General features: G+C 74.3%; 16 protein-coding genes. 8 read left to right on the forward strand and 8 right to left on the reverse strand.

Features of this window, described 5'->3' with window-relative positions:
* The first annotated feature begins 69 nt into the window (after positions 1–69).
* Positions 70–471, forward strand: a complete 402-nt coding sequence (locus tag AB0G50_RS33820) for a hypothetical protein (protein WP_360117399.1) — start codon at positions 70–72, stop codon at positions 469–471.
* Here AB0G50_RS33820 and AB0G50_RS33825 read toward each other — a convergent pair.
* Positions 422–1,153: a type II CAAX endopeptidase family protein gene (locus AB0G50_RS33825; protein ID WP_360117402.1), complete on the reverse strand. Its 732-nt coding sequence runs from the start codon at positions 1,151–1,153 to the stop codon at positions 422–424. The two genes, AB0G50_RS33820 and AB0G50_RS33825, sit on opposite strands and share 50 nt — an antisense overlap.
* An 86-nt stretch (positions 1,154–1,239) precedes the next feature.
* On the opposite strand from AB0G50_RS33825, the gene AB0G50_RS33830 reads away from it, so the two are divergent.
* Entirely contained in the window at positions 1,240–2,106 is an 867-nt protein-coding gene (locus AB0G50_RS33830; RefSeq protein ID WP_360117405.1) for an LLM class F420-dependent oxidoreductase, read from the forward strand.
* Complete coding sequence (locus tag AB0G50_RS33835) at positions 2,103–2,924, forward strand: SDR family NAD(P)-dependent oxidoreductase (RefSeq protein WP_360117408.1); 822 nt, start codon at positions 2,103–2,105, stop codon at positions 2,922–2,924. Before AB0G50_RS33830 ends, AB0G50_RS33835 begins: the two co-directional genes overlap by 4 nt.
* Here the strand turns inward: AB0G50_RS33835 and AB0G50_RS33840 are convergent, their stop codons facing one another.
* The 7 genes from AB0G50_RS33840 to AB0G50_RS33870 are packed head-to-tail and all read right to left on the reverse strand — an operon-like array spanning position 2,925 to position 7,991.
* Entirely contained in the window at positions 2,925–3,401 is a 477-nt protein-coding gene (locus AB0G50_RS33840) for a nuclear transport factor 2 family protein (RefSeq protein WP_360117411.1), read from the reverse strand.
* Complete coding sequence (locus AB0G50_RS33845) at positions 3,398–4,246, reverse strand: LLM class F420-dependent oxidoreductase (RefSeq protein WP_360117414.1); 849 nt, start codon at positions 4,244–4,246, stop codon at positions 3,398–3,400. Before AB0G50_RS33845 ends, AB0G50_RS33840 begins: the two co-directional genes overlap by 4 nt.
* Positions 4,243–4,827 carry a PaaI family thioesterase gene (locus AB0G50_RS33850; RefSeq protein ID WP_360117417.1) on the reverse strand — a complete coding sequence of 195 codons (585 nt, stop codon included), beginning with the start codon at positions 4,825–4,827 and terminating at the stop codon, positions 4,243–4,245. The genes AB0G50_RS33845 and AB0G50_RS33850 overlap by 4 nt, the downstream gene beginning before the upstream one ends.
* On the reverse strand, positions 4,824–5,564 hold the full coding sequence (locus AB0G50_RS33855) for an SDR family oxidoreductase (RefSeq protein ID WP_360117420.1): 741 nt from the start codon (positions 5,562–5,564) through the stop codon (positions 4,824–4,826). The genes AB0G50_RS33850 and AB0G50_RS33855 overlap by 4 nt, the downstream gene beginning before the upstream one ends.
* Positions 5,561–6,010: a nuclear transport factor 2 family protein gene (locus AB0G50_RS33860; RefSeq protein WP_360117423.1), complete on the reverse strand. Its 450-nt coding sequence runs from the start codon at positions 6,008–6,010 to the stop codon at positions 5,561–5,563. The genes AB0G50_RS33855 and AB0G50_RS33860 overlap by 4 nt, the downstream gene beginning before the upstream one ends.
* Positions 6,000–6,746, reverse strand: coding sequence for an SDR family oxidoreductase (locus AB0G50_RS33865; RefSeq protein ID WP_360117426.1), 747 nt, complete (start codon positions 6,744–6,746; stop codon positions 6,000–6,002). Before AB0G50_RS33865 ends, AB0G50_RS33860 begins: the two co-directional genes overlap by 11 nt.
* 36 nt (positions 6,747–6,782) lie before the next feature.
* The gene (locus AB0G50_RS33870; RefSeq protein ID WP_360117429.1) at positions 6,783–7,991 is read right to left on the reverse strand and encodes an MFS transporter; all 1,209 of its coding nucleotides are present in this window, start codon (positions 7,989–7,991) and stop codon (positions 6,783–6,785) included.
* A gap of 110 nt (positions 7,992–8,101) precedes the next feature.
* Here AB0G50_RS33870 and AB0G50_RS33875 point away from each other — a divergent pair, with 110 nt between their 5' ends.
* The 5 genes from AB0G50_RS33875 to AB0G50_RS33895 all read left to right on the forward strand — a co-directional run.
* On the forward strand, positions 8,102–8,965 hold the full coding sequence (locus tag AB0G50_RS33875; protein WP_360117432.1) for an SDR family oxidoreductase: 864 nt from the start codon (positions 8,102–8,104) through the stop codon (positions 8,963–8,965).
* 1 nt (position 8,966) lies between these two features.
* Positions 8,967–10,127, forward strand: a complete 1,161-nt coding sequence (locus AB0G50_RS33880) for an acyl-CoA dehydrogenase family protein (RefSeq protein WP_360117435.1) — start codon at positions 8,967–8,969, stop codon at positions 10,125–10,127.
* Positions 10,127–11,089: an acyl-CoA dehydrogenase family protein gene (locus AB0G50_RS33885; protein WP_360117438.1), complete on the forward strand. Its 963-nt coding sequence runs from the start codon at positions 10,127–10,129 to the stop codon at positions 11,087–11,089. The genes AB0G50_RS33880 and AB0G50_RS33885 overlap by 1 nt, the downstream gene beginning before the upstream one ends.
* A complete protein-coding gene (locus AB0G50_RS33890) occupies positions 11,086–11,364 on the forward strand; it encodes a nuclear transport factor 2 family protein (protein WP_360117444.1) in 279 nt (92 codons plus the stop codon). Before AB0G50_RS33885 ends, AB0G50_RS33890 begins: the two co-directional genes overlap by 4 nt.
* On the forward strand, positions 11,361–11,425 hold a 65-nt coding region (locus tag AB0G50_RS33895; RefSeq protein ID WP_360117441.1), incomplete at its 3' end, for a hypothetical protein. The genes AB0G50_RS33890 and AB0G50_RS33895, both read left to right, overlap by 4 nt.

Here is an 11,425-nt window from a genome sequence, read left to right on the forward strand (position 1 = left end):
CGGGCTTCGGGTGTGGGGGACTCGAAGCCCGGTCCGTCGTGGTGAGGGGGCGGCACGGGACGTGCTCCGGTGGGCGCCGTCGTGGTCCCGGTGCTCGCGATCGCGGCCGCGATTCCCGCGGCGTCGGACGGCGAGTCGGACCACGGTGCCGCCCGGTTCGCCCTGCCGGCAGCGGTGGCGAAGGCCGCGGGCGAGGACCTGTCGAGGCTGTCGATCACCTGCCCGAGCGGGCGTTCGACGGATACCGGGATCACGTTCGACCTCGACCCGGGCGACCCCGTGGTGGTGGCGTTCGACCCGGAGGATCCCGGCCCGGCGCTGACCGCGGATCGGCCGCTGTGGACCGCGATGCGCGAGGTCGGCTGGTGGGGTCCGGCGGAAGCGGGACCACGCCGCCTGACCGGGTCGAGGCCCGGGAAGATCACGACCGCACGGACATCAGCAGCGCGACGGCGGGCAGGAAGTTGTTGACCTGGTGCGCCACGACGGACGCGAGCAGGTTGTCGGTGGCCAGCCTGGCCAGCGCGATCGGCAGCGACAGGACCAGCAGCAGCGGCGTGCGCAGGAGTTCCAGGTGCGCGCACGAGAACGCCACGCTCGTGCCCGCGACGACCGCCCACCGGGGCCACCCCCAGTGCTCCAGCGCCCGCCACAGCGCACCCCGGAACACCACCTCCTCGCACACCGGCGCGACCAGCCACACCACCAGGAACACCGCCACCGCGGTCGCCGTGCCGAGTTGCCGCCCGGCGAACACCTCGCCGACGGTGGACGTCGCGTCGTCCGGACCGACCGCCCGCGCCCACAGGTACGACGCGGGAACGGTCAGCACCAGGCCGCCCAACCCGTAGGCCGCGCCGACGCCCAGGTCCTTCGCGGTCCACCGGACGGCCAGCTCCCGCCGGGCCCGCCCCTCCCGAGGCCCACCGCCGAACAGCGCCATCCCGCCCACGCCGGTGACCGCCGCCGCGACCGGTGGCACGACCAGCAGGATCACCAGCGTGCGCCCGGTCATCGGCCCGCCGGCCGCGACACCGGGATCGGACAGCACCACGGGCACCAGCACGACCAGCGACACCAGCAGGAGCACCGCCTCGGCCGCGAGGAACACCTCGAACACCACGACACCGCGTCGCGCCCCACCGTTCTCCATCCACCCAACCTCCCCGGCCTGTCAACCCGCGGCGTCCCGCAATCGCTGTGCTAGGTTGCCAAGCAATCGCTTGGTTGGGAGGTGGGGTGGAGTACGCGGTCGTAGTGCCCGTCGCCGTCGGGAAGTCCGCCGACCCGGCGTGGATCGACGGGTTCGCCCGGCACGTCGAGGCGTGCGGGTTCGAATCGGTGGTCGTGGTCGAGCACACCGTGGTGGTCGCGGACTACCGCAGCGCCTACCCGTACGCGCCGTCGGGCCGGATGGGCGTGGCCGACGACTGCCCGGTCCCCGACCCCTTGGACCTGCTCGCGTTCCTCGCCGCCCGCACCACCACCCTCGGTCTCGCGACCGGCGTCCTGGTGCTGCCCAACCACCACCCCGTCGGGCTCGCCAAGCGGGTCGCGACCGTGGACGCGCTGTCCGGCGGACGGGTGCGGCTGTGCGTCGGGATGGGGTGGATGCGCGAGGAGGTCGAGGCCTGCGGGGTCGCCTTCGGCACCCGGGGTCGGCGGGCCGACGAGCAGATCGACGTGCTGCGCGCGCTGTGGGCCGACGGTCCGGCCACCCACGAGGGCGAGTTCTTCCGGTTCGCCGACGCGTTGAGCCACCCCAAGCCCGCGCACCGGGTGCCGATCCACGTCGGCGGGCACAGCACGGCCGCCGCGCGCCGGGCCGGTCGACGCGGTGACGGGCTCCAGCCGCTGGGCGCGACCGGTGACGAGGTGCGCCGGCTGGTCGCCGTCATGCGCGAGGAGGCCGGGCGGGCCGGGCGGGACCCGGACGCGCTGGAGCTGTCGCTCGGGCACCACGCGGCGCGGATCGACCTCGACAAGGCCGCGAAGCTGGCGGCGCTGGGCGCCACTCGGGTCGTGCTGTCCACTTCGGACAGTGCGGACCTCCTTCTGCTGCAAGACGAACTGTCCGCCTGCGCGGAACGGCTGGGGTTGCGATGACCAGGCTCGAGGGACAGGTGGCGGTGGTCACCGGGGGAGCGCTCGGCATCGGCGGCGGGATCAGCAGGCGGTTGGCGCTCGCGGGCGCGCACGTGGTGCTCAACGACGTGGACGAGCGGGCCGCCCGGGAGGCGCGCCACGACATCTCGGAGCAGGGCGGCGGCTGCACGGTCGTGGTCGGCGACATCCGGGACCCGGAGGTGGTCGCGCGCCTGCGGGACGCGGCGCTCGCCGTGGCCGACGGGCGGGTGGACGTGCTGGTCAACAACGTCGGCGACTTCCGGCCCGCGGCGCGGAGCTTCCTGCACAGCACCGAGGAGCAGTGGCAGCAGCTGTACGAGCTGAACCTGCTGCACGTGTTCCGGGTGTGCCACGCGCTGCTGCCCGCCATGGTCGCCCGGCGGTCCGGCGCGGTGGTCAACAACGCGACCGTGGAGGCGTTCCGGGGCATCCCGTACGCCGCGCCCTACGCGGCCTTCAACGCCGGTGTCGTCGCGTTCACCCGCAGTCTCGCGGTGGACGTGGCGCGGCACGGCGTCCGGGTCAACGCCATCGCGCCCGACCTCGCCGACACCCCGCAGACACCGGCCGAGCTGATGCTGCGCGGCCGGGATCCGGAACTGGTGCGCACCTGGGTGCCCGCCGGCCGGTTCGGGCGACCCGACGACTACGCGGCCGTGGTGGAGTTCCTGGCCTCGGACGACGCGCGGTTCGTCACCGGCCACACGATCCCGGTCGACGGCGGCACGCTGGCCGCGTCCGGCTGGTACGCCCGCGCCGACCGCAAGGGCTGGACGAACCTGCCGAACGAGGCGTGATCACCCGAAGGCCGCGCCCGCCACGGCGCGGCCCCCGGGCGAGCCGTCCAGCAGCCGGTTGACCCGGCTCACCACCCGCCACCCGTCGGCGGTCCGCGCGCACTCCCAGCGGTTGACCCCGGTGCGCCACACCCGGAAGCCGTCGCCGTCGCGCAACACGAGCTGGGAGTGGTTGGTCAGCACGGCCCGGTCGCCGTCCAGCTCGACGTGCGGCAGGGTCAGCAGGTGCGCCGCGCCGGCGGCGATCAGGCCCTGGTGCAGCTCGCCGGTCACCATGTCCCGGATCGCGTCCCGACCTTCCAGCACCACCGGGAACGTGTCGTAGACGCCGTCCTCGGCCCACAACCCCGCGGCCTGCCCGGCCGAGCCGCTGTCCACCGCCGGACCGTAGGTCGCCACGAGTTGCAGCAGCGCCAACCGGTCCTCGGCCGCGCGCAGCCGTTCCTCCACGGCGGCCAACCGCTCCTCGACGCTCATCGGGCGACACCTCCGGGCCACAGCTCGGTGAGGGCGTGCAGCTGCTCGAGGTGGTGCCCGACGTCGCGGGCGGTCAACCGGACGTTGAGCGTCGTGCACACCGCGTCCAGGTCGTCCACCTGGGACAGCGTGCGGTCCGGCGCGCCGATCGGGTCCAGGAAGTCCGACTGGAGCACGACCTCGAAGCCGGGTCGCACGTCGAACCGGTTCACCTCGGCGCGCACGCGCGAGGGCGTCAGGCCGAACGGCATCCAGCCGTCGCCCAGGTCCACCGCGCGCCGCAACGACCGCCGGGTCCGACCGCCCACCCACAGCGGCACGTGCGTCCGCACGGCGTGCGGGTCGACCAGGAAGTCCTCGAACGCGTAGTGCGGGCCCGAGTAGGACGGGGCGGGCCGGCCCCAGGCGGCGCGCAACGCCCGCAGCGCGTCGTCCGCGCGCGGACCCCGGTCCTCGAACGGCTCGCCCAGCAGCGCGAACTCCTCCTCCAGGCTGCCGACGCCGACCCCGAGCAGCACCCGGCCGCCGCTGAGCCGGTCGAGCGTGCCGTAGGACTTGGCGACCGCGAGCGGGTGGTGGTAGCCGAGCACCAGCACGTTGGTCAGCAGGCGCAGCGACGTGGTCCGCGCGGCCAGGAAGGCCAGGGTGGCCAACGGGTCCCAGTACCGGCCGCCGCGCACCTCCGCCACCGCCGTCGGCACGCCGACGTGCTCGCTGCACGTGATGTGGTGGTACCCCAGGGAGTCCGCGGCCTCGGCGATCCGGGTCAGCTCCTCGACGCCCGCGGAGTCCTCCCACGCGTCCGCGCCGCGCAGCACCACCGGCGGGATCAGCCCGAACCTCACGCGGGCCTCGGTGTCACGAACAGGCCCTCGGCGACCACGCAGTCGGTGCCGCCGGCCGAGATCGTGCCGGTGGCGCGGATCTTGCGGCCGTCCACGCCGACCTGGCGCGCGGTGACGTCGACCTGCTCGAACAGCGGCACCGGGCGGCGGAAGTCCAGCGTCAGCCGCGCGGTCATCCCGGTGTCGCCCGCCCAGATGGTGGCCAGCCCGAGCACGTGGTCCATCACCAGCGCGGACACGCCGCCGTGCAGGAAACCGGGCGGGCCCTGGTAGGGCAGCCCGAACACGGCCCGCGCGCGCACCGAGTCGTCCTGCTCGCGGTCGATGCGCAGCGGCGGCGCGAGCGGGTTCTCCGGTCCGTCGACCAGGTTGTGCGGCCGGGAGTCCAGCGGCGCCCACATCCGGCGCATCCGCTCCTCCCGGCTCGGCGCGCGGCGCTCCAACTCCTCGGCGACCGCGTTCAGCGTCGCGGCCAGCGCGGTGGCGTCCGCGGCGTCCGGACCGGCCAGCACGACCGCGTTCACCACCCGGCGGGCCGCGTCGGTCAACCGGGCCACGCTCTCCTCGGTGTGCGGGCTCACTGGGTGACCGTCCAGCCGCCGTCCACCGGCAGGAACGCGCCGTTGACGTACCCGGCGAGCGGGGACAGCAGGAACAGCACCACCCAGGCGATGTCGTCCGGGGAGGCCATGCGCCCCAACGGGATCCGCTCCAGCGCGCGCTGCCCGACCGGGCTCGCCGCGAACCCGGCCAGCCGCGGGGTGTCGGTCATGCCGGGCGCGACCGCGTTGGCCCGCACCTCGGCGCTGCGGTACGCCGCGAGGTGCCGGGTGTAGCCGGTGATCGCGGCCTTGCCCGCGCTGTACCAGTCCGAGCCGGTGCCGATGAGGTTGCCCGCCACCGAGGCGATGTTGACCAGCGAGGCGCCCTCGGGCGCGCCGGGCGCCAGCCACTCGTCGGTCACCCGGCGCACGCTGCCGACGCTGATCCGGATCGCGTCGTCGAACGGGAGGTCCGCGGCCGACGACGGTCCGGCGTTGTTCACCAGGTGCCGGACCACGCCCAGCTCCCGGCTGACCGCGAACCCGGCCTCCACCGCGTGCGGCGAGTCCACGTCCGCGGTCACCGCCACCGCCCGACCGCCGGCCTCGACCACGTCGGCGGCCGTGCGGGCGGCACTGGCGCCGTCCAGGTCCCACGCGGCGACCGCGAGGCCCAGCTCGGCGGCGTGCAGCGACACCGAGCGGCCGATGCCGCTGCCCGCGCCGGTGACGACCACGACGTCGCCCGGGGTGAAGCCGAAGTGGGGTGTGCTCATCGTGTGCCCTCCGTGGGGTGCGTGCGGATGCCCGTGGGAACGCCCGGCGGCAGCGGGGCGGGGTGGTCGGTGGACACCCACTCGGTCGTGGTGGTCCGGTCGGTGATCACCCAGCGACCCTCGTGGGCGACCAGGTGGTCCAGGTAGCGGAACCCGGTGACCAGGTCCGGTCCGCGCTGCACGGCGAACCCGTAGGTCTCGGCGCGCGCGGCGGTCGGGCCGACGGGCTCCACGAGGACGTCGCACGCGTAGTGCATGGTCATCGCGCGCCGGGGCAGGAAGCGCCACAGGAACGCGACCAGGTCGTCCACGCCGCCGTCGACCGCGTCGCCCATCCGGATCCGCGCGTCGGGGTGGAACGCCTGCCGCAGCAGGGTTTCGTCCATCCGGTCCACGCCGCGGCAGTAGCGCCGCACGGCGGCCCGGACCCCGTCCTCACACCCCATAGCCGCCGTCCACGTCCAGCTTCTGGCCGCTGACGAACCCGGCGCGCGGCGACGCCAGGAACGCGACCGCCTCCGCGACGTCCGCGGCGGAACCGAAGCGGCGCAACGCGATCGAGCGCTTGGCGACGGCCAGCGCGTGCTCGTCCAGCTCGCCCGAGCTGATCAGCCGGTCGGCCATGCCGTCGGTGAGCATCCCCGGCCCGACGCTGTTGAACCGCACGCCGTACCGGCCCTCCTCGGCGGCGAACGCCCGGACCAGCGCCTCCACGGCCGCCTTCGTGCCGGAGGACAGGCCGTCGCGCACCGGGTAGCGGGTGGTCGCGGCGGTTGTCACGGCCACCACCGATCCCCGGCGGCGGCGCAACGACGGCAGCGCGGCGTGTACCACGGAGAAGAACGCGGCGGCCTCCTCGTCCAGCTGGGCCGCGTACCGGCGTGGGTCCACGGTGGACAGGTGCGCCATCGGGATGTGCGGACCGGCCGCGTGCACCACGGTGTGCGCGTCCAGCCTGCCGACCAGCGCGGCCACCGCGCCGTGGTCGGTGAGGTCGAGACGGTGCGCCCGCACCACCGGTCCGAGCTCGGCGACCAGTGCCTGTGCCGCCGCCTCGTTGGACCGGTAGGTGAAGTCGACCGCGCACCCGCGGTCGACCAGGAGCCGGCACACGGCGGCGCCGATGCCGCCCGTGCCGCCGGTCACCACGGCCACACCCTCGTGTCCGTCGAAGTCCCGCACCGCACCTCCCGTGGCCAAGCAAGCGCTTGGTCGAAGCTAAGCAGCCGTCGGACGACGAGTCAACGCCTTGGCCGCGATGCCGACGCCGAACGCCGCCGTGACGCCGCCCAGCACGGCGAACGCGGTCCCGATGCCCGCGAGCGCGATCAACGCGCCGGCGGCCAGTCCGGCGACCGGCAGCAGACCGCCCCAGCAGATGAAGTACAGGCTCAGCACCCGACCGCGCTGGTCGTCGTCCACCACGTGCTGGATGAGCGTGTTGATCGACGTCATCACCCCGAACAGGACACCGCCCGCGACCGCCATCAGCACCGCCATCAGCGGGAACGACCGCACGTACCCCAGCACGGACACGATCGCGCCCAGCACCGCGAGCAGCACGGCGGTGGCCGGCAACGGCAGCGGCGCGCGCCTGCGGGCCACCAGGAGCACCCCGACGAGCGACCCGAGCCCGCCCAGCACGACCAGGGTCAGGAACGCGGTCCCGCCGTCCGCCGACACCCGTGCGCCCAGCAGCGGCAACTGGGCCTGGAACGTCGAGCCGAACATCGACGCGATCGCGACCACCAGCAGGGCCATCGCGGTCGGCGGGCGCTCGCGGGCGTGCCGCAACCCGCCGACCAGTCGCCGTCCGACGCTCTCGGTCGCCACCACCCTGGCCCGCGCGGGCACCTTGATCCGCCACGCCAGCAGCGCCGACCCGACGCACGTCGCGGTGAAGATCGCGAACGCCGCCGTGGAGCCGGCCAGCAGGATCGCCGGACCGGCCAGCGCGGGACCGGCGATCCGGGCCAGGTTCAACCCGGCGGCCTGGAGCGGCACCGCGCTGCCCAGGTCGCGGGCCGGCACCACGTTCGCGATCAGCGACTGGTGCGCGGGCGACAGGAACGTGATCACGCAGCCGGCCAGGAACGCCAGCACCAGCACGACGGCGGGCGGTGTCGCGTCGGCCAGGGTCAACCCGAAGCACGCCAGCGCGACCGCCACCGACGCGGCCTGGATGCCGACCAGCAGCAGCCGTCGGTCCCGGCCGTCCGCCAGCACGCCCGCGAACAGCGAGAACGCCAGGTAGGGCGTGAAGCCGACGAAGTAGAGCACGCCCAGCGCGACCGGGTCGTTGTCCGTGCGGTGGGCGACCTCCCACTGGAACGCGATGTTCGCGAACCAGTACCCGAGTTGGCCGAGGAACACCGAGCCCCACAGCAGCCGGAACGACGGGTGTCGCAGTGCGCGGAACATCGCCATCCGGTACTCCCTGGTGTCGGTGCGGTCGGCGCACTCTCTACCAAGCGCTTGCTTGCGTGGTCAACACGCGGTGTGCTTGTCTGCACGGACGACAGCGGAGGTGGCGTGTGATGGGTGCGGGACGGTCGGTGGTCGTCACCGGCGCGGGGCAGGGTCTCGGACTCGCCCACGCGTGGGAGTTCGCCAGGCGGGGCGCCCGGCTGGTGCTCAACGACGTGGGCGACGGCGTGCGCGTGCTGGCCGAGGAGATCACCGCGGCGGGCGGGCAGGCGGTGGCCAGCACCGGTGACGTGGCCGACTGGGCCTACGCGCGGGAGTTGGTGCGCACCGCCGTCGACACCTACGGGACGCTGGACACCCTGGTCAACAACGCCGGGATCAACCGCGATCGGATGCTCGTGACGATGACCGAGCACGAGTGGGACCAGGTGCTCCGGGTCGACCTCAAGGGCCACTTCGCCCCGATGCGGCACGCCGGCGCGTACTGGCGGGACCGGGCCAAGGCGGGGTCGCCGGTGGCCGCGCGGGTGGTCAACACCTCGTCCGGCGCGGGGTTGCTGGGCAGCGTCGGCCAGGGCAACTACGCGGCGGCCAAGGCGGGCATCGCGGTGCTGACCCGGATCGCGGCCGTCGAGTGGGCCCGGTACGGCGTGCTGGTGAACGCGATCGCGCCGTCCGCGCGCACCCCGATGACCGAGGCGGTGTTCGCCGAGGCGATGGCCAGGCCGACGAGCGGGTTCGACGCGATGGACCCGGCCAACGTCTCGCCGCTGGTGGTCTGGCTGGGCAGCGCGGAGGCGACCGTGACCGGCCGGGTGTTCGAGGTCTCCGGCGGCGAGGTGTCGCTGGCCGACCCGTGGCGGCACGGTCCGCCCGCGGTCAAGGACGGCCGCTGGGAAGCCGACGAGCTCGGACCGGTGATCGCCGACCTGGTCGCGAAGTCCGAGCCCGCCCCTCCGGTCTACGGAGCCTGACGTGGAGCTGACCGCCGACGACGAGAAGTTCCGCGCCGAGGTGCGCGCGTGGTTGCACGCCAACCTGCACGGCGATTTCGCCGACGTGGTGGGCACCGGCGGACCCGGCCACGAGCACGAGGCCCTTGACCGCCGCCGGGAGTGGGAACGGCGGCTCGGCGAGGGCGGCTGGACCGGCTTGGGCTGGCCGCAGGACAAGGGCGGCCGGAACCTGTCGCTGGCCCGCCAGGTGATCTTCCACGAGGAGTACGCGCGGGCCGGCGCGCCCGGTCGGCTCGGGCACATGAGCGAACAGCTCGTCGGACCCACGCTGCTCGCGTTCGGCACGCCCGACCAGCAGCGCCGGTTCCTGCCGGGCATCCTCGACGGCTCGGTGCTGTGGTGCCAGGGCTACTCCGAGCCGGGCGCGGGTTCCGACCTGGCCGGCGTGCGCACCCGCGCGGTCCGCGACGGCGACCGGTACGTGCTCGACGGGCAGAAGGTGTGGACCTCGCTCGCGCACGTCGCCGACTGGTGCTTCGTGCTCGCCCGCACCTCCGGCACCCGGCACGCGGGCCTGTCCTACCTGCTCGTGCCGATGGACCAGCCCGGTGTGACGGTGCGGCCCATCGCGCAGCTCACCGGCACCTCGGAGTTCAACGAGGTGTTCTTCGACGGCGCGGTGACCGCGGCGGACAACCTGGTGGGGGAGGAGGGCGACGGCTGGCGGGTCGCGATGGCCACGCTCGCGTTCGAACGCGGTGTCGCCACGCTCGGCCAGCAGGTCGGCTTCGCGCGCGAACTGGACGCGGTGGTCGAGCGGGCCCGGTCCAACGGCGCGTTGGCCGACCCCGTGCTGCGGGCCAGGGTCGTGGACGCGTGGATCGGGCTGGAGGTGTTGCGCTGCACGGCGTTGCGCACGCTCCAGTCGGCGGGCGACGGCGTGCCGGGGTTGGAGGGCTCGATCTCCAAGCTCCAGTGGGCGCGCTGGCACCGCGACCTGGGCGAGCTGGCGGTGGACGTCGCCGGCGAGCTGGTCACCGACGGACCGCCCTACGAGTTGACCGACGCGCAGCGGCTGTTCCTCTACACCCGCGCCGACACGATCTACGGCGGCACCGACGAGGTGCAGCGCACCATCGTCGCGGAACGACTGCTCGGCCTGCCGCGGGAGCGCGCCTGATGACCGACTCGATGAAGGACACCGAACAGCGCGAGATGCGCCGCTCCGTCGCCGCGTTCCTGGACCGGCACGCGCCCATGACGGCCGTGCGCGCCGCGATGACCTCGGCCGACGGCTACGACCGCGCGCTGTGGCGGCGGGCGGTGGACGAGCTGGGCGTGACCGCGTTGCTGGTCCCGGAACGCCTGGGCGGGTTGGGCCTGACCCTGTCCGACGCGGCCGTGGTGGTCGAGGAGTTCGGCCGCCGGCTCGTGCCGGGACCGGTGCTGACCACGCTCGCCGCGACCGCGTACCTGGCCGGGTGCGGCACGCCGGAGGCCGACGAGGTGCTGACCTCGATCGCCGAACTGGGCCTGTCGGTGTCCGTGGCGGTGAACGGCGGAACGAACGTCGTGCACGGCGCGGCGGTCGACCTGCTCCTGGTGGACACCGGCGACGACGTGGTCGTGGCGTCGGACGTGGTGGCGCGGCACCGGGTCGCGCTCGACCAGACCCGGAACCTGGCGGACGTGGAGTTCTCCGGTGGTCGACGGGTCGGCGGCGCGGGCCTGCCCGGTCCACTGTGGACGTTGCTCGCGGCGGAGTCGGCGGCCGCGGCCCGGACCTGCCTCGACCTCACCGTGGAGTACCTGAAAACGCGGGAGCAGTTCGGCCGGCCCATCGGGTCGTTCCAGGCGCTCAAGCACCGGTGCGCGGACCACCTGGTGGCCGTCGAGGGCGCGGCGTCGACGGCCTGGCGCGCGACCCGCGAACCGGGGGAGGTGCCCGCCGCGCTGGCCAAGGCGGTGTGCACGGACGTCTTCTTCGCGGTGGCGGCCGACTCGGTCCAGCTGCACGGCGGCATCGGCTTCACCTGGGAGCACGACGCGCACCTGTACCTCAAGCGCGCCAAGGCGAACCAGCTCCTGTTCGGCTCCTCGCGCGCGCTGCGCGACCTGGTCGGGACGCGGGTGGGCCTGTGATCGACGACCTGGTGCTGGTGGCGGACGTGGTGGCCCGGCTCGCGCACACCGCCGACGACGGCACGGTGGAGGAGTACCTGGCGTTGGTCGCGCCCGACGCGGAGTGGGTGATGCCCGACCGCGGGCTGGTGCCGGCGCAGGTCCGGCGGGGTCACGGCGAGCTGGCCGAGGGCGTGCGCGCCCGGCGGGCGGACGGCGTGCAGGGACCGGGCAGCGCGACCCGGCACGTGGTGACCGGCACGTCGGTGCGGGTGTCCGGTTCACCCCGTCGGTGAACGGGTCGATCACCGGGGTGAAGTTCTACAAGGGCGCGGGCAACACCGGCACCCACACCGG

Source organism: Actinosynnema sp. NPDC020468 (assembly GCF_040642015.1).
Taxonomy (GTDB): Bacteria; Actinomycetota; Actinomycetes; order Mycobacteriales; family Pseudonocardiaceae; genus Actinosynnema.